Source organism: Variovorax xiamenensis, from assembly GCF_050916385.1.
Taxonomy (GTDB): Bacteria; Pseudomonadota; Gammaproteobacteria; order Burkholderiales; family Burkholderiaceae_C; genus Variovorax.
The window spans coordinates 3,560,917-3,582,419 of record NZ_CP139038.1 but is presented as its reverse complement, the minus strand read 5'-3'; the positions used below and the strand labels follow the sequence as shown (position 1 = coordinate 3,582,419).

The following is a 21,503-nucleotide window of genomic DNA, read 5'->3' as shown; positions in this document are numbered from 1 at the left end:
GCGTGCTCACGCGTCCTCGCCCACTGCAGCGCGCAACAGCCGAACCGTGCTCCCGGCCGCCTCGAGCCGCTGCCGCAGATCGTTGTTGATCGTTCGCATCAGCGCACTGAGTTCAGTGCGGGTCGGGTAGACCTCCTCGGAGTCGTTCACCCCCTGCGGAACGAGCAGTTTTTCAAGGCCTGCAAACGCATGCTGCACCTCGTGAAGGCTGTCGATGTCATCACATGCCTGCAGGGCGAGCGATTGAGCGCTGGTGGTTTCGGGAGATCCGGGAGGTGGAGAGACGTGCGCAGACGCGCTGGCAGATTCGGCCATGAATGGGCTCCAAGGGTTTCGGTTTGCTGAAACCGACGCACCCGAGTCCAGGCGGGGGCGGCGGCTCGACGGGTTGGACTACCGGGAAACCACTTGCGTGAAACCGGCCGGGCTCGCGCCCGCCCGTCGAGCCGCCAAAAATGGAAGCACGAACGACAAAGCCGCAGACCATGCGGGGTGACTGCGGCTTGCGTCGCAGCGGTTTCAACGGGAGTCCAATCCCGATCACGCCTTTTTTTGACATGACCGGCGCAGTATAGCGACGCCCTGCGTTCGGCTTGCCTGCCTCACCAGCCGTGAAAACGTCCCCAGGCGCGCAACGAACCATCGTCCGACAACGCTTGATATTCCGGAAACTGCGCCCCCGTCGCACAAGCATGATTCGGCAGGACGCGCAGCCTCGTCCCCACAGGAAATCTCTCCACGATCCCCGTATCCGGCTCGCCTTCGCGCGAAAGAATGCCGTGCTCCTGATTCGCCCCGCTGAGCACATAGCCGCCCAGCACCCTGCCGTCGACATCGCAGACCTGTCCATATCCGAAGTCCCGCTTCTGCTTCTGCGTACCCCGGTCGCGGCTCATCGCCATCCAGCCGGCATCGACGATGGCCCAGCCCTTTTCGGCCTGGTGGCCGATCACTGTGGTGAGCACGCTCAGGGCGATGTCGTCTTCGCTGCACACGCCGATGTTGCGCATCACGAGGTCGAAGAACACGTAGACGCCGGCGCGCACCTCGGTCACGCCTTCAAGCACCCCGGCGGCCAGCGCGGTAGGCGTGGAGCCGACGCTGACCACATGGCACGGCAGGCCAGCCTCGCGCAGCCGCTGCGCCGCGTGCACGCAGCCTGAGCGCTCCTGCTCGGCCATCGCCTTCAGGGCCTCGGGCGTGTCGAGCTCATAGCTGGAACCCGCATGGGTCATCACGCCGCCGAGGCGCATGCCGCCTTCGTGCAGCACGCGGCCGACTTCGAGCAGCGCGTCTTCGTCGGGCTTGATGCCGCTGCGGTGGCCGTCGGTGTCGACTTCGATCAGCACGTCGAAGGCCTCGCCGTTCGCGCGGCCGAACTCGGCGATCGCGCGTGCCGAAGCCACGCTGTCGGTGAGGATGCTCAGCGCGCAGCCGCGACGGCGCAGTTCCAGCGCATGCGGCAGCCGGTGCGGGGCCATGCCGACGGCGTAGAGGATGTCGGTGAAGCCTTCCGCGAAGAACTGCTCGGCCTCCTTCAGCGTGGAGACGGTGATGCCCTGGGCTCCCGCGTCTCGCTGCGCCTTGGCGACTTCGATGCACTTGCTGGTCTTCACGTGCGGACGAAAACGCACGCCGAGTTCGTTCATGTGCTGCTGCATGCGCGCGATGTTGCGCTGCATACGCGTGCGCTCGATGAGGGCCGCGGGGGTGTCGATGGTGGCGAGGGTGTAGTTCATGTGCGGGCTTTCATTTGCCGAAGGATTGCAGCCATGGCAGAGCGGCATCGAGTGCGGCCGCTTGCAGCTCGGGCGACGGCGCCCCCTGCGGCAGCGCCAGCCCGACCCGGTTGTGCCAGTAAGTGCGCAAGCCGACCGCCGACGTGCCGAACATGTCGTAGCCCGAGCCCGCGACGAAGGCGGCCTCTTCCGCCTTCACGCCCAGCCGGTCGAGCGCCATGCGGTACGGGCGCGGATCGGGCTTGTAGAAACCGGCCTCCTCGGAAGTGACGACCACGTCCCAGTCGATGCCCAGCCGCGCCGCGGCGCGATGGCCGAGCCGCTTCGAGCAATTGGTGACCACGGCAAGGCGGCAGTGCGGCTTCAACGCCAGCAGCAGTTCGCGCGCACCGTCCCATGCGGGCAGCGTGTCCCATTGCGCTTCGAGCGCGTCGGAGGCGGAGTCGGCCATGCCGGTGTTGCGTGCGGCTTCTTTCACGAGTTGCTCGTAGGGCACGTAGGCGCCGCAGCCGTAGGTCAGCCGCAGGTACTCGGCGCGCCACACGCGGCCTTGCTCCTCGGAGCCGGCGGCGGCGTTCCAGACTGTCCAGGAGTCGAGCAGCGCGGTGAGCAGGTCGAACAGCACTGCGCGCGGATAGGCGTTGGAGGATTGCATGGGCAACGACTTTACGTTCCGAAGTCATGCCTGTGCTTCAATGCAGAGTCATCAATCGTTAAGCACAAGTTAATGACGACGATCCAGATCGAGGACATGCAATTGGCCGCCGCCCTGCTGCGCGAGCCATCGCTGAGCGCGGCGGCGCGGGCGCTCGACGTGACGCCGCCAGCCCTCTCGATGCGGCTGCGCAAGCTCGAAGCGGCGCTGGGCCTTTCACTCGCCACACGCACAGCGCGCAAGCTGAGCCTCACGCCCGAGGGCGAGCGCTTCGCGCGCGAGGCGGCCGCGCTGCTCGGGCAGATCGAGGGGCTGCGCGAATCGATGCAGCGCGACGACAGGCGGCTCACCGGCACGCTGCGCATCGCCGCGCCCTTCGGCTTCGGTCGGCAATACATCGCCCCGATGCTCGCGCGCTTCGCGAGGCTGCATCCGGGGCTGGGCGTGCAGCTCGACTTGCGCGAGACCCCGTGGCCCGACCGGCACGACGCCGACGCGGTGATCCACATCGGCACGGTGCGCGATTCGTCGTGGGTGGCGCGCACACTGAGCGCCAACGAGCGCTGGCTGTGCGCCAGCCCCGATTACCTGCGCCAGCGCGGCACGCCCCTCGTGCCGCGTGACGTGCTGCAGCACGACTGCATCAGCATCCGCGAGAACGACGAGGACGTGACGCTCTGGCACCTGCGCCCCGCGGGCCGGGCAGCGGCCTCCAGAGGCAGGCGCGAGACCCTGCGCATCTCGCCCGCCTACGTCACCAACGACGGCGGCGTGGCCCGCCAGTGGGCCGAGCAAGGCATGGGCCTGGTGCTTCGCTCCGAATGGGATGCGGCCGATGCCGTGGCGCGCGGCACGCTGGTGCGCGTGCTGGCCGACTGGCAGTTCGACAGCGCGCCGGTCACGCTGCTGGTGCCCAGCCGAAAGGGCCGCACGGCGCGCGTGCAGGCCGTCGTCGAATTCCTCGCCGAGAGCTTCGGCAACAGGGGAGTCAAGGGAAAGTAGCTGCGCGCATATCCATAGCCGCATTCCTTCGTTGGCCGCGCCGGCATGCCGCGCCAACACTCGCAGCTTCGTATTTTCCGGAGGAGAAGCCTGCGATGACCTTTGCTCTCGATCACTTGCCGCCCTCGCGGCGCAGCGTGCTGCAGGCCGGCGCGGCCGCGGCCGTGGTGGGCTCCGGCGGCCTGTTCGCCACCATCGCGAATTCGCAGCCGCGAAAGCTCACCTTCGCGTGGAGCCAGGCGGGCTTCTGCCTCGCACCGGTACCCGTGGCGCTGGAGCGCGGCTTCTTCGAGAAGAACGGGCTCGACGTCGAGCTGCTCAACTGGGCAGGCTCTTCCGACCAGATGCTGGAGGCGCTGGCCACCGGCAAGGCCGACCTGGGCGTGGGCCTGATCCATCGCTGGGTGAAGCCGCTGGAAGCGGGCTTCGACGTGAAGGTGGTGGGCAGCGTGCACGGCGGATGCCTGCGGCTGGTGGGCGCCAAGGCCTCGGGCGTGACGACCGACATCGCGAGCCTGAAGGGCAAGACCATCGGCGTGTCGGACCAGAACAGCCCTGCCAGGCAGTTCTACGCCATCCACCTCGCGAAGAAGGGAATCGACATCGAGAAGGACGTCGACTGGCGCGTCTACCCGGCCGACCTGCTCGATGTTGCGGTGAAGAAGGGCGAGATCCAGGCGATCGCCGATGGCGACCCGAACGTGTTCCTCATCGAGAAGCGCAATCCGGGCGTCTTCACCGAGATCGCCAACAGCGCCAAGGGCGAATACGCCGAGCGGCTGTGCTGCATCGTCGGTGCGCGCGGCGAGCTGGCGCGCAACGACAAGCCGCGCGCGGCGGCCGTGGTGCGCGCCCTTGCGCAGGCCTCCGACTACGTTTCCGAGAACCCGAACGAGGCCGCGCGCATCTACTCGAAGTACGCGCCCAAGGTGCCGCTCGAAGACCTGCAGAAGCTGCTGGCCGAGCTCACCTACAAGCACCACCCGGCCGGCAAGGCGCTGCGCAACGAGGTCGAAGCCTTCGCAGCCGACTTCCGCAACGCCGGCATCCTGAAGAAGAGCACCGACGTGGTCCGCTTCGCCAACCACGTATCGCTGGACGTCCTGGCATGAGCACGGCCGAACAGATCCTCGACGCGCCGCTCGGATTGCAGGGCGCAGCGCATTCCCCGGCACCCCGGGCTGCCAAGGCTCCGGCCGCCTCGCAAGCCGTGCCGCAACGCCCTGCCGCGCCCTCCGGCCTCTGGCCCACGGGCCTGCTCGCCGCACTCGCATGGGTCGCGCTGGGCCTGCTCACGCTGCTGTGGCCGAACAAGGAAGTCGGCTTCAACGACTGGGCCTTCACCCGCGAATTCGGCATTGCCACGCTGGTGGTTGCCGCGCTGCTCCTGGCTGTCTCGCTGCTGGGCAGCCGCGCGGGCAGGCTGGTGCGTACCCTGCGTCCCGCCGGGCAGTGGCTGGTCGCGCTGGCCGTGGGCCTGGCGCTGTGGGAGGTGTCCACCGCCAAGCTCGGCGTGCTGCCCTCGCCCTTCTTCGCACCGCCGCAGAGCCTGATCGACGTGGTGCACGAAGACTGGCAGCGGCTGGGCCTGTCGACCGTGCATTCGCTGCGCCTGCTGGCCAATGGCTTCGTGCTCGGCGCACTGGTCGGCTTCGGCACCGGCGTGGCCATCGGCTGGTCGCGCATCGCGGGGTACTGGGTGCATCCGCTGCTGCGTTTCCTGGGGCCGGTGCCCGCGTCGGCGCTGCTGCCGCTGGCCTTCTTCTTCGCGCCTTCGAGCTATTCGGCGGCCGTGTTCCTCGTGGGCCTGGCCACCTTCTTCCCGGTGGCGGTGCTCACCTGGTCGGGCGTGGCCTCGGTGCACAAGAGCTATTACGACGTGGCGCGCACGCTGGGCGCCTCGGAGCGCTTCCTGGTGTTTCGCGTGGCGATCCCGGCGGCGCTGCCGCAGGTGTTCGTGGGCCTCTTCATGGGCCTGGGCGCCTCGTTCTCGGTGCTCATCACGGCCGAGATGATGGGCGTGAAGGCCGGGCTGGGCTGGTATCTGCAATGGGCCCAGGGCTGGGCCGCCTACGCCAACATGTACGCGGCGCTGCTGGTGATGGCGGCGCTGTGCTCGGGCCTCATCACGCTGCTGTTCAGGATTCGCGACCGCGTGCTGTCGTGGCAGAAGGGGACCGTGAAATGGTGACGACGACGACAACCACGGCGCTTCCTCCCGCGCCCTCACCCGCCGCCAGCGCCGGCGCCCACATCGACATACGCTGCGTCAGCCACTGGTTCGAGGTGTCCGGTGGCGTGCTGCAGGTGCTGGACGGCATCGACCTGCAGGTGCGCCCGGGCGAGTTCGTCGCGCTCCTGGGGCCCAGCGGCTGCGGCAAGTCGACGCTGCTGCGGCTGGTGGCCGGGCTCGAACCCGCGACCACCGGCACCATCACGCAGAACGGCGAGGCCATCACACGGCCCGATCCGTCGCGCATCGTCGTGTTCCAGGACCCGACGCTCTACCCGTGGCGCAGCGTGTGGGACAACGTGGCGCTGGGCCTGCAGGCGCGCGGCGTGCTGAAGGAGCAGCGCGCCCGCGTCGACGAGGCACTCAAACTCGTGGGACTGACGGAGTTCGCGAAGGCCTTTCCGCACCATCTTTCCGGCGGCATGGCGCAGCGCGTGGCGCTGGCGCGTGCGCTGGTCAACGATCCGCAACTGCTGGTGCTCGACGAGCCGCTGGGCAAGCTCGATTCGCTCACGCGCATCGCGATGCAGAGCGAGCTGGTCAATCTCTGGCAGCGCGCAGGTTTCTCGGCGCTGCTGGTGACGCACGACGTGGAAGAGGCGCTCTTTCTCGCCAACCGCGTGATCGTGCTGAGCGACCGGCCCGCGCGCATCGCGGCGGAGCTGGTGGTCGACCTGCCCTACCCGCGCCATCGTGGCGATCCGAAGCTGGCCGAGCTGCGGCACGAGGCGCTCAGGCACCTGGGACTCGACGCGACGTGGTGAGCTGAAGAGATGAGCGGTCCGCCCGAGGCCGGCTGGCTCAACCTGCTGATCGGCCTGCTGCAAGGCGCGCAGTTGTGGCTTCTTCGCCTGCTCGATGCGCTCGGGCTGGCCGGGCAATCGCACGGGCAGCCGGCGTGGCCATGGGCGCACCGGCTGTCGGGCGAAAACCTGCTGATCGACCTGGGCCAGGCCCGGCGGCTCGGGCTCACGCTCGTCGCGCTTGCCGTGGCGCTGCTGGTCGTGCTGCTCGCCTTGTTCTGGCGCCGGCGCCGCGTGTGGCTGGCCGCTGCGGCTGCGCTGCTGGTGGCACTGGCGCCATGGCCCGAAGCCAACGTGGTGCTGGTGCCTGCGTATCCGACCAGCTTCCACGCATCGCCCACGGGCTTCACCGCCGACAGCATCGTGCGCGGGCGCACCCTGTATGCAGCGCAATGCGTCGCCTGCCATGGTGCCGACGGCCGGGGCCACGGGCCGCTCGCGTCAACCCAGGCCGTGTGGCCGCCCGACCTGGGCGGCCCGCTGCTGTGGCGCCGCGCCGATGGCGACGTGCTGTGGCATGTGATGAACGGCATGCGCGACCGCCGGGGAGCCCGGACCATGCCCGGTTTCGGTACCACGCTCAGCGATGCGGACGCCTGGGCGTTGATCGACTTCATGAAGGCTCAGGGCGCGGGAGAAAGCCTGCGCGCGACCGGACTGTGGACGCAGCCCGTCGCGCCGCCCGAGGTGACGGTGCAATGCGGCAACAAGCCGCCGCGCAGCCTTTCCAGCTGGCGCGGCCAGCGCCTGCGCATCGTTGCGTCGGACCTTGGCCCTGCAACGTTGCCGCCTCCCGACGATCCACGCCTCGTCACGGTAGTGCTCGCTCCGCAGGCGTCGGAAGCGGCAGCGCAATCCGGCGACTGCATCGCCACCTCGCCCGCTGCGTGGGCCGCCTTCTCGCTGATCGCCGCGACCACCCAGCTTGCGGGCACCCAGTTCATCGTGGACCGCGACGGCTGGCTGCGCGCACGGGGCGAACCCGGCAAGAGTGCCTGGAGCGATGACGACCTTCTTTGCCGCACCGAGCAGCAGCCGTCTGCGAAGCCCGGCACGCGGCCATTGCCGCCCGACGGCCTTGGTGCCCTCATCGCACGCATGGACGCCGAGCCGGTGCGCTTCGTCAAGGGCGGGTACGTCCACTGACATCGCAGACCGCAACGGGACTACGATGTTTTTCCCGGGCTCTTGCTATCCATCGAGTCAGTTCATCAACCCTGAAGGAGACAGACCATGTCCAGCCACGTCTACAAAACACTGGAACTCACGGGCTCTTCGCCGACCGGCATCGAGGACGCAGTGCAGACCGCCATCGCCAAGGCGCACGAGACGGTGCGCAACATCCAGTGGTTCAACGTCACCGAGACGCGCGGACACGTGGTCGACGGCAAGGTGGCGCATTGGCAGGTGACGCTGAAGATCGGGTTCACGCTGGAGTGAACCCGTTCCGGCTTGCTTGCCGGACGATTAGCGCATGTACCCCAGGTCGCGTACGTCGGACCGCACGGCCGACCGGTCCGCCCCCTGCATCGGCAGGCTCACCAGCAGTTCGAGCCGGCGGCGCAGCGAGAACAGCGTCTGGACCGCGTCGTGCGCGATCCTGTCGGGGTCGGTGCCGCCCGCCACGTCGGGGTAGGCCCATAGCGCCGCGTCGGGCTGGCCGGGCCATGAGGGCTGGCGCGGCTCGGTGGCTTCGTCCAGCGTGATCACGAAATCCGCCACGGGGGCGCTGGGGCGCGCGAGTTCGTCCCAGGCTCGCGGCTGCCGGTCTGGCAAGGGGATGCTCGCGCTCCTGAGCGCGGCGATGGCAGCGGGATGGAATTCGCGGGCGACCTGCCCGGGCTGGCCGCAGGAAGATGCCGAGAACCGCTTCGGGTCCAGGTGCGTGAGGCACGCTTCGGCCAGGATGCTGCGCAATGAATTTCGTCGGGAGACGAATATCACGCCTATACGTTTTTGCATGGAAGCTTGAATATAGCCATGCGCGCTGACCACGTCATGACTTAGGTCAACACTCCGCCAAAGCTCCGTCCCGCCGTCCCCGAAAGGCACGGAACGGTGCAGACTCGGGGGTCATGGACAAGCATTTCCTGACCCCGCTCTTCGCGCCCGCCTCCATCGTCGCCTTCGTCGGCAATGCCGACGGCCCGGGCGGACAGACACCGGCCGGCCACACGCTGCGCGAGGCCTTCCGCGCCCAGCGCTTCGACGGCACGCTGCGCTTCCTGGACGTGCGCACCAAGGGCACGCTCGAAGAGCTCGCACAGACCCACGCCGACCTCGCCCTGATCGCGCTGGCACCGGGCGACGTGGCGGCAGCGCTCGAGATTGCCGGGCGCATCGGCTGCAAGGCAGCGGTCGTTCTTTCGAGCGGCATCGGGGCCGAGCAGGCAGCGCAGTGGCGCAAGATCGCGCGCCGCGAGGGCGTGCACCTGCTGGGGCCGAACTCGCTGGGCTTCCAGCGGCCGCTGCTGCATCTCAACGCCAGCGTGGCCGGTCCGCTGGCCGGCAGCGGGCCGCTCGCGCTGGTGGCGCAATCGGGCGCGCTCACGGCGTCGATGCTCGACTGGGCACGGCAGAACGGCGTGGGCTTTTCCAGCGTGGTCTCGCTGGGGCCGCACACCTCGGTCGACATTCCACAGGTGCTCGACTTCCTCGCCAATGACCAGGCCACGCACAGCATCATCGTGTACCTCGAAGGCATTGCCGACGCGCGCCGCTTCATGAGCGCACTGCGCTCGGCCTCGCATGCCAAGCCGGTGGTGGTGCTCAAGGCCGGACGCAAGCCGGCGGGCAACGAAGCCGCGCAGACGCACAGCGCGGCCATCGTGGGCAGCGACGACGTGTTCGATGCCGCGTTGCGCCGCGCGGGCGCGGTTCGCGTGCGCTCCTTCGTCGAGCTGTTCTCCGCCGCCAAATGCCTGGCCTCGCGCTACCGGCCGGTGGGCAAGCGGCTGGCTGTGGTCACCAACGGCGGCGGGCCTGGCGTGCTGGCGGCCGACTGGATCAACGAGATCGGGCTCGACCTCGGCAAGCTCTCCGCCCCCGCGCAAAGGGTGCTGCAGCCCACCCTGCCCCCGCTCGCCTCGCTGGCCGACCTGATCGATCTTTCCGAAGAAGCACAGCCCGCGCACTACCGCGCAGCCATCGACGCAGCCTCGGCCGACAGCCAGGTCGACGGCGTGCTCGCCATCTTCTCGCCCAAGCCCGGCATCGATGCGGCCGCCACCGCGAAGGCGCTGGCCGACATTCCCCGGCCGATGAACAAGCCGCTGCTGGCCTGCTGGATGGGCGATTCGTCGGTTGGCAAGGCGCGCTCGGTGCTGGCCGATGCGACCATCCCGAGCTTTCGCACGCCCGAGGCGGCCGTGGGCGCCTTCGGCAACATCGCGGCCTTCTATCAGAACCAGCAGCTGCTGCAGCAGACGCCGCCGCCGCTGTCGGCGCTGGCCAAGCCCGACATCGAGGGCGCGCGCCTCCTCATCGAAAGCGTGCTGGCCGAGCGGCGCCATGTGCTGACGGAGATGGAGTCGAAGTCGCTGCTGTCGTCCTTCCACATCCCGATCACGCGCACGCTGCTCGCGCGCAGTGCCAGCGAGGCGATGATGATCGCGACGCAGCTGGGCTTTCCGGTGGCGCTGAAGATCGACTCGCCCGACATCCCGCACAAGTCCGACGTGGAAGGCGTGGCGCTCAACGTGCTCAACGGCACCGCCGCGCGCGACACCTACGTCGAGATGATGGAGCGCGTCGCCCGCCTCGCGCCCGAGGCGCGCATCAACGGCGTGACCGTGCAGAAGATGGTGCGTGCACGGCGCGGCCGCGAGATCTACGTGGGCATGGTCACCGACGAGCCCTTCGGCCCCGTCATCGTGTTCGGCGCGGGCGGCACCATGATCGAGCTGATGAACGACCGCGCCATGGAGCTGCCGCCGCTCAACCAGTTCCTGGCGCACCGGCTCATCGAGCGCTCGCGCGTGGCCGAGACGCTAGGCGAATGGCGCGGCGCGAACGCGGTGGACATGGAGGCGCTGGAAGACCTGCTGCTGCGCGTGTCGGAAATGGTGTGCGAGCTGCCCGAGCTGCGCGAGATGGACATCAACCCCATCATCGTGGACGAGAACGGCGCCATCTCGGTCGATGCGCGCATCGTGGTCGGCAGCAGCACGCAGGCGGTGGCGGCCCATGTGGGCAACGCGGTCAACGGCTACCAGCACCTGGCCATCATGCCGTACCCCGCGCGCTACCGGCGCGAGTGGCCGCTGCCCGGTGGAGGAACCTACATCGTGCGGCCGGTGCACCCCAACGACGCGCAGATGCTGCAGGCGCTGGTGCAGGGCCTGTCGCCCGAGAGCCGCTGGTTCCGCTTCGTCTCGCGCTTCCACGAGCTGCCGCCGTCGATGCTCTCGCGCTTCACGCTGATCGACTACGACCGCGAGATGGCGCTGGTGGCGGTGGTGATGGAGCGCAGCGTGTCGCCCGAAGGCACCGTGCTCGAGAGCGAGCGCATCGTGGGCGTGTCGCGCTACGTCACCAACCCCGACCAGACCAGTTGCGAGTTCTCGCTCGTGGTTGCCGACGAGTTCAGCGGCAAGGGCATCGGCTCGCGGCTGATGGAAAGCATCATCGACGTGGCCCGCGACAAGGGCCTCGCCGAGATGGACGGGCTGGTGCTGGCCAACAACCCCGACATGCTGAAGCTGGTGCGCCGGCTTGGGTTCACGGTGAAGTCCTTCCCGGAAGACCCGGACTTCAAGCTCGTGACCTACATGCTCTGAGCGCCCTGCCCCAGCGTCCTCAGGCCTTCGGCATCCCGTCGCTGCCGCTGCCGCACAGCACCACGGCGATCTTCTCGTCGTCGCGCCGCTCGAAGCAGCGGTGGCTCACCGCCGCCAGCGCGGTGGCCGCGCCGAGCTCGATGGCCAGGCCGGCGTGCTGCCAGGCCGAGCGCGCCGAGTCCTCGATGACCGCCTCGTCGACCAGCACGATCTCGTCGACGTACTTCTCGATCAGCTCGAAGTTCAAGGGTTCGGTCGAGCGCGCGGCCAGGATGGGCACGCGCGTCTTCACGTTCTCCAGCTTCACGATGCGGCCTTCCTTGCGGCAGGTGTACAGCGTGGGGCAACCCGCGGCCTCGACGCCGATCACGCGGATCGACGGCTTGAGCAGCTTGGCCGCCTGCGCGATGCCCGCGAGCAGGCCGCCGCCGCCGATGGAAACCACCAGCGTCTCGACCTCGGGCCACTCGTCGATGATCTCCAGCGCGGTCGTGCCCTGCCCGATCACCACGTCGCGGTCGGCGTACGGATGCAGCAGCGCGCCGCCGTGCTCGGCCACGTTGGCGCCCGCGGCGTCCCAGCTCTGGTCCCAGAAATCGCCGTGCACCGTGAGCTTGGCGCCGTGGCTTTCGATGCGGGCGCGGGTGATCGGCGTGCTGGTGTTCATCACGAACACATTGGCCGGCAGGCCCAGCGTCTTGCCGACGTAGGCCACCGCCGCGCCGAAATTGCCGCCCGAAGCGGTGGCCAGCCCCTGGCGCCGCACTTCCTCGGGCAGGTTCAGCACGCGATTGAAGGCGCCTCGCGCCTTGAAGGAGCCTGTGACCTGCTGGCACTCGGCCTTGAAGCGCACCTGCGCCGCGCCGCCGGGTACCCAGGGATGGGCTTCGACCAGCGGCGTGCGGCGGATGTAGGGCTTCACGCGCTCATGCGCCGCGCGGTAGTCGTCGAGGCCGATGGGTTGCATCGCGTCTTGTCCGCTCATGCCTCGTCCTCGACCAGCACGCAGAGGTTGTTGCCCTGCTTCACGACGCCGAAGGTGCGCTGCGAATACACCGTTCCGCCCTTGGAGAAGCGCACCTCGCGCGGCACCTGTGCCGGCTCGTGCAGCAGGTGCAGATAGCCGGCCAGTTCGCCGGCCTTCACCGTATCGCCCAGCTCGTGCAGCGGCTCGAAGTAGCCGTCGCCCGGCGACAGCAGGTTGCCGCCGTTCGGCACGATGCGCACTCGGCGGCTGGCTGGCGGCGCATCGGGCAGCGTGCCCGGCACCACGCCCAGCCGTGCCAGCACGCGCGACAGGCATTCGCGCGTGCGCTTCACGCCTTTGGGCGAAACGCTGCCGTTCTCGCCCATCTCCGCCGCAATGGCGGCCAGGCCCAGGTGCGCGGCCGCGCCGCAGCTGGTGCGCGGATCGCCCATGTTGTCGGTGATGACGGTGAACTTCGCGCCGAACCAGCGCGCCATGTCTTCCGCGCGCTCGCGCACTTCGGGCGCCAGCGTCGGCGTGACGACGACCTGCGCGCTCTCCTCGATGAAGAGCGAGCTGCCGCCCGCGTGAAGGTCGACGTACGCGTCGCACTTCGGGAACAGCACGTCGTGGATGAAGGCGGCGATCTGCTCCGTCGGCGTGCCGAAGGGGTTGCCCGGGAACACGCGCGCCAGGTTCTTGCCGTCGAGCGGGCTCACGCGCGATGCCGCGCGCATCGCCGGGGCGTTGGCCGCGGGCATCAGGATCAGGCAGCCCTTCACCTGCGCCGGCTCGAGCGTGCGGATCAGCTCGTTGATGACGATCGGGCCTTCGTACTCGTCGCCGTGGATCGCACCGGTGACCAGCACCGTCGGGCCGTCGCCGTTGCCGATGACCGCCAGGGGCAGCGCCACCGCGCCCCAGGCGTCGTCATGCCCCGAATACGGCAGCCACGCGTGGCCGACCTGCTTGCCGGGCTTCGCCCAGTCGATGTCCGTGAAAACGGTGGAGGGACGCGGCTGGCTCACTTCACTTCTTTCTGCTCGTCCTTGAACCACTTCAGGCGCAGGGCGGCGAGGCTGCCGTCGGCGGCCTTGGCGTCGATGATTTTGTTCATCTCGGCCAGCAGCGCGGTCTCGCCCGGCTGCACGGCCATGTAGGCGGGGCTGATGCGGATCAGCGACTTCATCTCGATGCCCTTGGCCGGGTTCTCGTCGGCCACCTTCTGGGCGATGAAGTTGTTCTCGGCGAACAGCGGCGCCTGGCCCGACAGGAAGGCCGAGATGGTGGAAGCCGTGTCTTCCAGGCGGATCAGCTTGGCGCCGGGCGCGAGCTCGCTCAGCGACAGGTCGGGCGTGGAGCCCTTGGGCACCGCCACGGTCTGGCCCGCGAGGTCGGCCACCTTGGCGAACTTCGGCGTGCCCTTGCCGCCGTACACGCCGAGGTACACGGCCGCATACGGCTTCGAGAAGGCGACCTGCTTGGCGCGCTCGGGCGAGCTGCCCAGCGCGGCGATCACCACGTCGACCTTGTTCGACAGCAGGTACGGAATGCGGTTGGCGCCGGTCACCTGCTGCAGCTCGAGCTTCACGCCCATGGCCTTGGCCACGTTCTCGGCGAGCTCCACGTCGAGGCCGGTGGGCTTGCCTGCCGAGTCGGTGAAGCCCCAGGGCGCGGCGTCGATGGTGGTGGCGATGCGGATCGCGCCCTTGGCCTTGATGTCGGCGAGCTTGTCGGCGTGCGCGAGCAGAGGTGCTGCGCAGACCAGCGCGGCGGCGAACAGGGTTTTGAGTTTGAACATGGAAGCTCCTTGAGACGAAGGGACGACGAAGGGAGAGAAATGAAGAATCAGACGACGGACTGCACGAACTGCTGGAACTCGGGGGTCTGCGGGCTGCCGAACATGCGCTCGGGCGTGCCCCGCTCCCAGATGCGCCCCTGGTTCATGAAGAGCACCTCGGAGGCCACGCGGCGCGCGAAGGCCATCTCGTGCGTGACGACCATCATGGTCATGCCGTCGCGGGCGAGGTCTTCCATCACGCGCAGCACCTCGCCGACCAGCTCGGGGTCGAGCGCGGAGGTGGCCTCGTCGAACAGCATGAGCTGCGGCGACATCGCCAGCGCCCGCGCGATGGCCACGCGCTGCTGCTGGCCGCCCGAGAGCTGCGAGGGCATGGCGTCGAGCTTGTGGCCCAGGCCCACGCGCTCCAGCATGCGCTGGGCAAGGTCGCGGGCCTGGCCCTTGTCGATCTTCTTCGTGAGCACGGGCGCCAGCGTCACGTTGGCCGCGGCCGACAGGTGCGGAAACAGGTTGAAGCTCTGGAACACCATGCCCACGCGGCGGCGCAGCAAGGCCAGATCGGTGTCGGGCGACTGCACGTCGACGCCGTCGACCACGATGCGGCCCGCGCTGATGGTCTCCAGCCCGTTCACGCAGCGCAGCAGCGTGCTCTTGCCCGAGCCGCTGCGCCCGACGAGCGCCACGATGTCGCCCTTGGCGACCTCGGTGGACACGCCCCGCAGCACATGGTTGTCGCCAAAGTGCTTTTCGACCGAATCAATGAGCACGAGCGGCATTCATGCGTCCTTCCAGAGAGAGTGCCAGGCGAGCCAGCGGATAGCAGATGGCGAAGTAGCACAGGGCCACGCCGCAGAAGACAGGCAGGTGCGCCAGCGTCGAGCCCGCCACGATCTGGCCCGAACGCGTGAGTTCGACCAGCCCGACGAGCGCCGCGAGCGAGGTGTTCTTGATGAGCTGCACCAGGTAGCTCACCGTGGGCCCCAGCGCCACGCGAAAGGCCTGCGGCCACACCACGTGCCGCATGACATGCCAGCGGCGCAGGCCCACGCAGGAAGCGGCCTCCCACTGGCCCTTGGGCACCGACTCGATGGCCCCGCGCCAGATGTCGCCGAGGAAGGCGCCCGCCGACAGCGAGAACGCGGCGGCCGCGGCCGTGAAGGCATTGATCTCGATGCCCAGCAGCATCGGCACGCCGAAGTACAGGAGAAAGAGAACACCCAGCAGCGGCGTGCCCTGCACCAGCTCGACGTAGACGCGCGCCAGCACGCGCAGCCACGTCAGACGCGAGGTTCGCGCCACCGCCACGCCGAGGCCGATGACGGCGCCGATGGCGAAGGCCGTGACGGCGAGCGCGGCGGTCCAGCGGATGGCGCCGAGGATCAGCCAGAGATCGGCAATGGAAAGTCCGCGCATCTCAGCGGCCCTCCTTGCCGAACAGCCTGCGCTGCACGAAGCCCAGCAGCACGCGCAGCGCCTGCACAGTGACGAAGTACATCGCGCAGATCACCACGTACACCTCGAAGCTGCGGAAGGTGCGCGAGTCGATGAAGCTGCCCGCGTGGAAGATGTCTTCCACGCCGATCTGCGAAATGAGGCTGGTGCCGATCAGCGTGAGCACCATCTGGCTGGCCAGCGACGGGAACACGTTGCGCAGCGCAGGCACGAACAGCACGTGCACCAGCACCTGGCGCGGCCTCAGCCCGAGCGCGGCGCCGGCTTCCGAAAGACCGCGCGGCACCGACATCAGCCCCGAGCGGAACACCTCGACCATGTAGGCGCCGCAATAAAGCGCGAGCGAGATCACGCCGGCAACGGGTGCCTCCAGCCGGATGCCCAGGTTGGGCAGGCCGAAGTAGATGAGAAAGAGCTGCACCAGCGCCGGCGTGTTGCGGAAGAACTCCACGTACACCCGCGTCGCGCCGCGCAATGGCTTGTTGCCATAGACCAGCGCCAGCGAGCCCGCCACGCCGATCGCCATGCCCAGCACGATGCTCGACGCGGCATAGCCCAGCGTGTGCAGCAGGCCTTCGGCCAGTTGCCCGGCATAGGGCGCGAGCGCCTCGAACTGGAACTGGTAGGCCATCGTCAGTCCACTTCCAGGATGGCCTCGACCTCGACGGTCTGGTGCCCCGGCAGCGAGCCCGCGCCGATGGCCGAGCGCGCGCCGCGCCCCACTTCGTCGCCGAACACCTCGACGAACAGGTCGGAGCAGCCGTTGATGACCTTCGGGTGGAAGGCGAAGCCAGGCGCCGCGTTCACGAAGGCCAGCAGCTTCACCACGCTGCGCACGCGCCCGAGCTCGCCGAGCGCGGCCTTGGCGACGGCCAGCAGGTTCAGGCCGGTCAGGCGGGCATGTTCGTAGGCAGCCTCGATGCTCACCTCCTCGCCGACGCGGCCCACGTGCAGGTGGCCGTCGGCTTCGAGCGGGCCCTGGCCCGAGAGATAAAGCAGATGCCCGCTGCGGCGCCATGCGACGAAGTTGGCAACGGGTGCCGGAGGCGGCGGGAGCTTCAGGCCGAGGGCGGCAAGACGCTCCTCGGGGCTGCGCGCGGCGCCTTGGCCGGTGGCCACCGGCGCCGTGTTGGAATCCAGGGTCATTGAGAACACATCACCGCGGCGCCGCTGGAGGGCAGCACCCGGTCATCCTTTCGACGAAAATCAACGGATTCGGAAGGATTGGTCAACCAATCCTGAGCCATGCAGCGCAGCCTTATGTGACTGCGTAATGAATTCATTCTAAGATTGTTAATTGCGATTGGTCAACCATTTTGGCGAACTATCCAACCATGAATGCAAAGCCCGTGCCGCAGCCGCTCCAGCCGCTGATCGAGGTCACGGATCTGTCGGGCCGCATCGCCGCGCAGGACAAGGCGACCGCCTCGAAGGTCTACCGGGCCATCCTCCAGTCGATCCGCGACGGCGTGCTCAAGCCGGGCGACAAGCTGCCCAACGAGCGTGACCTGTCGGAGCAGTTCAAGACATCGCGCAGCACGGTGCGCCATGCGCTGGCCATGATGAGCGCGCAGGGCCTGCTGGAGCGCAAGGTCGGCAGCGGCACCTTCCTCGCCGAAGGCCTGATGCAGCTGCTGAGCGAGTCCGACCTGCCCGTGGCGGCGCATCATCGCGACGTGCCGACCTACACCGAGATCCTAGAGGGCCGGCTGCTCTTCGAGCCGGCCATGATGGCGCTCTCGGCCCAGCGCGCCGACGCCGAGGACTTCGCCCTCATGCGCCATCACCTCGCCGTGGTGCGCGACGCCGACCAGTGGCTGCAGTTCAAGGAAGGCATCTACGGCGTGCACCAGGCGATCTTCCGTGCCACGCGCAACCGCTTCCTGATGCAGGTGTTCGACGCGGTCGTGGCCGACCGCCGCGCGGTGCAGTACGACGGCCGCTCGAATCTCAACGGCCCCGTCGGCGCCGTGGTGCGCGAGCAGACGCTGCGCGAACTCACGGCCATCGTCGACGCGCTCGAAGCGCGCGACGCCAAGGCCGCGACCAGCCTCGCGGACGCGTACTTCACGCGCATCCTGGCCTCGCTGAGCGTCTACGGCTAGAAGCGGCGCGCTGCAAATGATCCGCACGATCCTGCGCTTCCTGGGCCGCTTCGCGCTGACGCTGGCAATGCTGCTGAGCTCGCTGTGGGCCTGCCTCGCGCTCTGGTACCAGTTTCCCGGGCCGGCCGCCGTGAAGATCGGCGCGGGCGTGCTGTGGGCCGTGTTCGGCCTGGTGGCCATCGCGCTGCTGTGGCGCGGGCGGGCCGCGCGCGCCCTGCTCTCCTACGCCATCGGCTTCGCATTGCTGCTGGGCTGGTGGAGCACCATCCTGCCTTCGCAGAACCGCGTGTGGGCCGACGACGTTTCGCGCCAGCTGCACTCGCACATCGACGGCAGCGTGGTGACGCTGGACAACGTGCGCAACTTCGAATGGCGCAGCGACACCGACTACACCCAGCGCTGGGAAACGCGGCAGTACGACCTCGGCCGCCTGCGCACGGTCGACGTGTCGCTCTCCTACTGGATGGGCCCCGCCATCGCTCATACGCTGGTGTCCTTCGGCTTCGACGACGGCCAGTTCGTCACCTTCTCCATCGAGATCCGCAAGGAGCGCGGCGAGACTTTCTCGTCCATCGGCGGCTTCTTCAGGCAGTTCGAGAACAGCCTGATCGCAGCCGACGAGCACGACATCCTGCGCGTGCGCACCAACGTGCGCGGCGAGGACGTCCACATGTACCGGGTGAGCCTGCCTAAACCCGAGATGCGCTCGCTGTTCCTCGCGTACCTCGGCGAAGGCGCCGCGCTGGTGCGCGAGCCCAGCTTCTACAACACGCTCACCGCCAACTGCACCACCATCGTGTACGCCCTGGCCAAGCGCATCGTGCCCGGCCTGCCGATGGACTGGCGGCTACTCGCCTCGGGCTACCTGCCCGACTACCTCTTCGACGTGGGCGGCCTCGCGCCCGGCTACAGCATGGAAGCGCTGCGCGCGGCCGGGCGCATCACCGATCGCGCCATCGCCGCCGACAAGACACCCGCCGCCGACTTCTCGCAGGCGATCCGTCAGGGCCTGCCGGGCGTTGCGCCCTCCGCCGGAGCGACGAAATGAAACGCGCGCTGCGCCTTCTCGCTTCCCTGCCCGCGCTCGCCTGCGCCGCCGCGCTGCTGGCCGGCTGCGCCGGCGTGACGGTCGGCTCGATCTCCCCGTCCGAGTACCTTGCCCAGCGCCGTGGCGACGTGCTCACCACCGGCAGGCTCAGCACCTCCGCGCAGGAAGTGCTCCGCGTGATCGGCTCCGATGCCGACTTGTGCCGCAAGGACGGTCAGGCCTGCCGCAACGCACTGGCCGACTCCTCGGGCCTGAGCGACGAACAGCGCCTTTCCGCGCTGTCGGAGGTCTGGCTGCAAGTGGCGCTCGCGGCGGAGAAAGGCGGAGCCGCAAGCGACGCCGCCGCCATCGAGGCCTGGTTCGAAACCGCGCGCCATGCCTACGCCTACCTGTTCTTCACCGCCCGCAAGCCGCGCGATCGCGCCTTCGAGGACCGGCAGACGCAGGTGCGCGACTACTACAACTACGCGGTGCAGCAGGCCATTACCGGCCTGTACCAGGACATCCAGCGCAACGGCTCGCGCGGCGGCCTCCAGCCCGAGATGCCGAAGGTAGGCAACTGGCGCATCGAGACCGACGTGTCGGGCCTGCGCCTGCCCTCCGACACGCCCTTGCCCGACGAGCTGATTCCCGCCGCGTCCCTGACCTTCTCCGGCCTGCGCAACACCTACCGGCGCGACGGCTTCGGCGCCGAGTTGGTAGCTGCGAGCAACAAGCGCACGGACGACGAACCGCCACGACAACAGGCCGACCCGGCCGGCAAGCAGCAGCCTCGCCCGCCGTACCGCGAGATGCCCTTCCCCGCAGTCACCGCGCTGCTGCTCTTCGACGGCGCCAGCCTCGGCGAAGTGCTGGGCACCCGCACGCTGCGCATCGCGGCCTACGACCCGTACCGCACCGCCAACGTGCAGCTCGCCGGGCAGGAAGTGCCGCTGGCCGCCAACTTCACCTCCGGCTATGGCCTCTGGCTCGCGCGCTCCGACTTCGCGCTGCAGGCGCTGCGCAGCCTCTTCGGCGGCCGCGAGGGACTCACGCAGCCGCGCATCTACCTGATGCAGCCCTACGACCCGAACCGGCGCACGGTCATCATGCTGCACGGGCTGGCAAGCAGCCCCGAGGCATGGATCAACGTGGCCAACGAGGTGCTGGGCGACGAGACGCTGCGCCGCCGCTACCAGATCTGGCAGGTCTACTACCCCACCAACGCACCGCTGCCGATCAACAACTTCGCGATACGCGAAGCCGTGACGCAGACGCTCGCGCATTTCGATCCCTCGGGCAAGGCGGTGGCCTCGAACAACATCACGCTGATCGGCCACAGCATGGGCGGCGTGCTGTCGCGGCTGATGGTGTCGTCATCGGAAGACAAGCTCTGGGACGCGCTGCTCGCCAGCTACCCCATGCAGGGCGCGCAACAGCGGCGCATGGAGGAAAAGCTCGCGCCCTACCTGCGCTTCGAGCCGCTGCCGCAGGTGAGCGACGCGATCTTCATCGCCTCGCCGCACCGTGGCACCGACTTCGCCAACAACCGCGTCTCGCGCTGGGTGGCCAACCTCATCACGCTGCCGGTGGCCATGCTCGGGCAGCTGAGCGACATCTCGCGAGAGCTGATCCGCATCGCGCCCGCGCGGCAGGACCAGGGCACGCTGCGCATTCCGAACAGCATCGACAACCTCAGCGACCGCGACCCGTTCGTGCGGCTGTCGTCGGGCCTGCCGATGAATCCGCGCGTGCGCTTCCACTCGATCATCGGCAACGACACGCCCGGCGTGGCGCAGGCGCTGTCGAGCGACGGCATCGTGCCCTACGCCAGCGCACACCTCGACGGCGCGGCGTCGGAACTCGTGATTCCGTCGGCGCACAGCGTGCAGGAGAACCCGCTGGCGATCCTGGAGATCCGGCGCATCCTCAGGGAGCAGCTGCGCCCCGAGGCCGCGACGGCGCCGCGCTGATCGACCTACCTGTTGTTCCCGGAGCGCTGCTGAGCCCGCACGCGCCCCAGGAACTCGCCGAAGAGCGCCTTCTTCGCCGGAAAGCGCTCCTTGCCCTCGGTGAAGATGGCCTCCGCCGCCGCGAGCTCGCCCAGCCGCATGAGGCATTCGCCCTTCGAGAAGAAGGCGGCTTCTCCCTCGGGGTTCACCTGCAGCGACTGCTCGAAGTCGTCCAGCGCCTCGCGGAAGTTGCCGAGCTCCATGCGGGTGAAGGCCCGGTTGTCGATGGCCTCGAAGAAGAGCGGAAAGAGCTCCACGGCCGCGTCGTACTCGGCAATGCCTTCTTCCTTCCGGCCCTGTTCGCAGAGCTCGTTTCCGCGCAGGTAGTGCGCGTTGGCCTGGCGAACGATCTCGTGGCCGTCCTTGCCCATCGCGTCCAGGTATCTCGGAAAGTCGGTGAGCTTCAGGTACTCGGCAAAGCCGATCAGGTCTTCTTCAGTGGGCTGCCGGTTGCCGATGAGCTCGCTGCCCCTGCTCACGCCGTCCGCGTCGATGGGCGCGTGCCATATCAGCACCTCCGCCTGCCGCAGCGATTCGACCGTGGGCCGCTCGGCCAGCGGCTGGTAGCTCAGGCAGTGGGCAACCGATGTGCCATCGGGCCACGGGTCGACTTCGAGAACCCAGACGGCCCGCCATGCGTTCCCGTCGCGGTATGCCAGCACGTCGCCCTTCTTCAATGTCGATGCCGGTCCGCCCTTCGCGGGCGGTTCGGGTGTGGGCGCCGGGCTGGCAAGGCGCGCGGCGAGCCGCTTGAGGAATCTGGGCAGCATGGTGTCGGGTGTCCGTCCGGAGGGTGGATGTGCGAGACGCTGGCAGGCAGCAGCGTGCCACTTTAGCCGCTTCGCCTCTATCCGCTCCATTCATTGACCTTCGCGCGGCTGGTGCCCTAACATCGCCGCCGCGGTGCAAGCCGCGCCCGGGCCCGCGGG

At 68.7% G+C, this 21,503-nt stretch carries 22 protein-coding genes; 10 read left to right on the top strand and 12 right to left on the bottom strand.

What is annotated here, in order from left to right; translation table 11 throughout:
- Positions 1 to 6: 6 nt before the first annotated feature.
- The 3 genes from SFB74_RS16390 to SFB74_RS16380 all read right to left on the bottom strand — a co-directional run bounded on the left by SFB74_RS16390 (position 7) and on the right by SFB74_RS16380 (position 2,394).
- Entirely contained in the window at positions 7 to 315 is a 309-nt protein-coding gene (locus tag SFB74_RS16390; RefSeq protein ID WP_432731837.1) for a hypothetical protein, read from the bottom strand.
- Between the two features lie 287 nt (positions 316 to 602).
- On the bottom strand, positions 603 to 1,739 hold the full coding sequence (locus SFB74_RS16385) for a DSD1 family PLP-dependent enzyme (RefSeq protein ID WP_432731836.1): 1,137 nt from the start codon (positions 1,737 to 1,739) through the stop codon (positions 603 to 605).
- A gap of 10 nt (positions 1,740 to 1,749) precedes the next feature.
- Positions 1,750 to 2,394 (bottom strand): HAD family hydrolase, encoded by a 645-nt coding sequence (locus tag SFB74_RS16380; protein ID WP_432731835.1) that lies wholly within the window; start codon positions 2,392 to 2,394, stop codon positions 1,750 to 1,752.
- A gap of 72 nt (positions 2,395 to 2,466) precedes the next feature.
- Here SFB74_RS16380 and SFB74_RS16375 point away from each other — a divergent pair, with 72 nt between their 5' ends.
- The 6 genes from SFB74_RS16375 to SFB74_RS16350 all read left to right on the top strand — a co-directional run bounded on the left by SFB74_RS16375 (position 2,467) and on the right by SFB74_RS16350 (position 7,872).
- Positions 2,467 to 3,396: a LysR family transcriptional regulator gene (locus tag SFB74_RS16375; protein ID WP_432731834.1), complete on the top strand. Its 930-nt coding sequence runs from the start codon at positions 2,467 to 2,469 to the stop codon at positions 3,394 to 3,396.
- A gap of 95 nt (positions 3,397 to 3,491) precedes the next feature.
- Complete coding sequence (locus tag SFB74_RS16370; protein ID WP_432731833.1) at positions 3,492 to 4,508, top strand: ABC transporter substrate-binding protein; 1,017 nt, start codon at positions 3,492 to 3,494, stop codon at positions 4,506 to 4,508.
- Complete coding sequence (locus SFB74_RS16365) at positions 4,505 to 5,587, top strand: ABC transporter permease (RefSeq protein WP_432731832.1); 1,083 nt, start codon at positions 4,505 to 4,507, stop codon at positions 5,585 to 5,587. Before SFB74_RS16370 ends, SFB74_RS16365 begins: the two co-directional genes overlap by 4 nt.
- A complete protein-coding gene (locus SFB74_RS16360; RefSeq protein ID WP_432731831.1) occupies positions 5,581 to 6,393 on the top strand; it encodes an ABC transporter ATP-binding protein in 813 nt (270 codons plus the stop codon). Before SFB74_RS16365 ends, SFB74_RS16360 begins: the two co-directional genes overlap by 7 nt.
- Positions 6,394 to 6,402: 9 nt before the next feature.
- Positions 6,403 to 7,578: a c-type cytochrome gene (locus SFB74_RS16355; protein ID WP_432731830.1), complete on the top strand. Its 1,176-nt coding sequence runs from the start codon at positions 6,403 to 6,405 to the stop codon at positions 7,576 to 7,578.
- Positions 7,579 to 7,665: 87 nt separating this feature from the next.
- The gene (locus SFB74_RS16350) at positions 7,666 to 7,872 is read left to right on the top strand and encodes a dodecin (protein ID WP_432731829.1); all 207 of its coding nucleotides are present in this window, start codon (positions 7,666 to 7,668) and stop codon (positions 7,870 to 7,872) included.
- Between the two features lie 27 nt (positions 7,873 to 7,899).
- Here SFB74_RS16350 and SFB74_RS16345 read toward each other — a convergent pair whose 3' ends face one another.
- Complete coding sequence (locus SFB74_RS16345; protein ID WP_432731827.1) at positions 7,900 to 8,394, bottom strand: protein tyrosine phosphatase; 495 nt, start codon at positions 8,392 to 8,394, stop codon at positions 7,900 to 7,902.
- A 113-nt stretch (positions 8,395 to 8,507) separates the two neighbouring features.
- Between SFB74_RS16345 and SFB74_RS16340 the strand changes: the two genes are divergently transcribed.
- Entirely contained in the window at positions 8,508 to 11,210 is a 2,703-nt protein-coding gene (locus tag SFB74_RS16340) for a GNAT family N-acetyltransferase (protein ID WP_432731826.1), read from the top strand.
- 19 nt (positions 11,211 to 11,229) lie between these two features.
- Here the strand turns inward: SFB74_RS16340 and SFB74_RS16335 are convergent, their stop codons facing one another.
- The 7 genes from SFB74_RS16335 to SFB74_RS16305 are packed head-to-tail and all read right to left on the bottom strand — an operon-like array spanning position 11,230 to position 16,576.
- A complete protein-coding gene (locus SFB74_RS16335) occupies positions 11,230 to 12,195 on the bottom strand; it encodes a threonine ammonia-lyase (RefSeq protein ID WP_432731825.1) in 966 nt (321 codons plus the stop codon).
- Positions 12,192 to 13,205: a succinylglutamate desuccinylase/aspartoacylase family protein gene (locus tag SFB74_RS16330; RefSeq protein ID WP_432731824.1), complete on the bottom strand. Its 1,014-nt coding sequence runs from the start codon at positions 13,203 to 13,205 to the stop codon at positions 12,192 to 12,194. Before SFB74_RS16330 ends, SFB74_RS16335 begins: the two co-directional genes overlap by 4 nt.
- Positions 13,202 to 13,978, bottom strand: a complete 777-nt coding sequence (locus tag SFB74_RS16325; RefSeq protein ID WP_432731823.1) for a transporter substrate-binding domain-containing protein — start codon at positions 13,976 to 13,978, stop codon at positions 13,202 to 13,204. Before SFB74_RS16325 ends, SFB74_RS16330 begins: the two co-directional genes overlap by 4 nt.
- A gap of 47 nt (positions 13,979 to 14,025) precedes the next feature.
- Positions 14,026 to 14,754, bottom strand: a complete 729-nt coding sequence (locus SFB74_RS16320; RefSeq protein WP_432731822.1) for an amino acid ABC transporter ATP-binding protein — start codon at positions 14,752 to 14,754, stop codon at positions 14,026 to 14,028.
- Positions 14,735 to 15,391 (bottom strand): amino acid ABC transporter permease, encoded by a 657-nt coding sequence (locus SFB74_RS16315; protein ID WP_432731821.1) that lies wholly within the window; start codon positions 15,389 to 15,391, stop codon positions 14,735 to 14,737. The genes SFB74_RS16320 and SFB74_RS16315 overlap by 20 nt, the downstream gene beginning before the upstream one ends.
- Before the next feature lies 1 nt (position 15,392).
- Entirely contained in the window at positions 15,393 to 16,061 is a 669-nt protein-coding gene (locus tag SFB74_RS16310; protein ID WP_432731820.1) for an amino acid ABC transporter permease, read from the bottom strand.
- A 2-nt stretch (positions 16,062 to 16,063) separates the two neighbouring features.
- Positions 16,064 to 16,576, bottom strand: a complete 513-nt coding sequence (locus SFB74_RS16305; RefSeq protein ID WP_432731819.1) for a RidA family protein — start codon at positions 16,574 to 16,576, stop codon at positions 16,064 to 16,066.
- 188 nt (positions 16,577 to 16,764) lie between these two features.
- Here SFB74_RS16305 and SFB74_RS16300 point away from each other — a divergent pair, with 188 nt between their 5' ends.
- Genes SFB74_RS16300 through SFB74_RS16290 form a run of 3 tightly spaced genes read left to right on the top strand, consistent with a single transcriptional unit; the run spans position 16,765 to position 20,535 of the window.
- A complete protein-coding gene (locus SFB74_RS16300) occupies positions 16,765 to 17,535 on the top strand; it encodes a FadR/GntR family transcriptional regulator (protein ID WP_240652014.1) in 771 nt (256 codons plus the stop codon).
- A 16-nt stretch (positions 17,536 to 17,551) separates the two neighbouring features.
- Positions 17,552 to 18,583 (top strand): Lnb N-terminal periplasmic domain-containing protein, encoded by a 1,032-nt coding sequence (locus SFB74_RS16295; protein ID WP_432731818.1) that lies wholly within the window; start codon positions 17,552 to 17,554, stop codon positions 18,581 to 18,583.
- A complete protein-coding gene (locus SFB74_RS16290; RefSeq protein WP_432731817.1) occupies positions 18,580 to 20,535 on the top strand; it encodes an esterase/lipase family protein in 1,956 nt (651 codons plus the stop codon). The genes SFB74_RS16295 and SFB74_RS16290 overlap by 4 nt, the downstream gene beginning before the upstream one ends.
- 5 nt (positions 20,536 to 20,540) lie before the next feature.
- Here the strand turns inward: SFB74_RS16290 and SFB74_RS16285 are convergent, their stop codons facing one another.
- On the bottom strand, positions 20,541 to 21,344 hold the full coding sequence (locus SFB74_RS16285; RefSeq protein ID WP_432731816.1) for a tetratricopeptide repeat protein: 804 nt from the start codon (positions 21,342 to 21,344) through the stop codon (positions 20,541 to 20,543).
- Positions 21,345 to 21,503: the final 159 nt, after the last annotated feature.